This is a genomic window from Pseudomonas sp. AM4(2022) (genome assembly GCF_036346515.1).
GTDB lineage: Bacteria > Pseudomonadota > Gammaproteobacteria > Pseudomonadales > Pseudomonadaceae > Aquipseudomonas > Aquipseudomonas paracarnis.
Map to the genome: position 1 here is coordinate 1 of NZ_JAOTNW010000068.1, position 630 is coordinate 630.

The 630-nt window shown below is 57.5% G+C and carries 1 protein-coding gene; it reads right to left on the reverse strand.

Annotated elements, in window-relative coordinates; genetic code table 11:
• The coding region (locus tag ODQ19_RS27985) for an immunoglobulin-like domain-containing protein (protein ID WP_330211837.1) at nucleotides 1–630 on the reverse strand (630 nt) is incomplete at both ends.

Genomic DNA, 630 nt, shown 5'->3' on the forward strand with positions numbered 1-630 from the left:
GGCGCGACGGTGGTAATGGAGCCGCTCGACTGATTCACGCCGATGGTGATGGTCTTGCCGTTATCGAGGGTAACGGTGAGCGGACTGGTGATGTTGGTCACCGGCGCACCGTTCTTATCCACAAGGCTGGCGGTGTAGACGATGTTGCCGCCTTCGCCAACGGTGGTGGTGGCCGTCAGGACCACATCGACCTTGTCGATGGTGTCGTTGATGGTGGTGGTTGCGCCGTTGCCTGCGACTTCCAACTTCTCGAAGTTGCCGCCAGTGGTCTCGGTGATCTTGACCGTTTGGGTGCTCTTATCGATGAACACATCATCGGTAGGCGCAGGCACGGTCACAGTGCCAACAGTGTCGCCAGCCTTGATGGTGATGCTTGCGCCGTTGTCGAGTTTCAACGTGACGTCAGTACCGGCCTTATTGCTCAAGGTCGCGGTGTAAGTGATCTGACCACCTTCGTTAACGGCGCTAGGCGCGGTCAGCGTGACAGTCGTAGTGTTGTCGGTGCTCGGGGTATCGGTAACGGTGGTATTCACCGCCGTAGTGCCAGGAACCAGGTTCTCGAAATGCTCACCACCGGTCACACCCTTGATAGCGGTGGTAACAGTTTGGTCACCTTTGTAGACGTCGTTT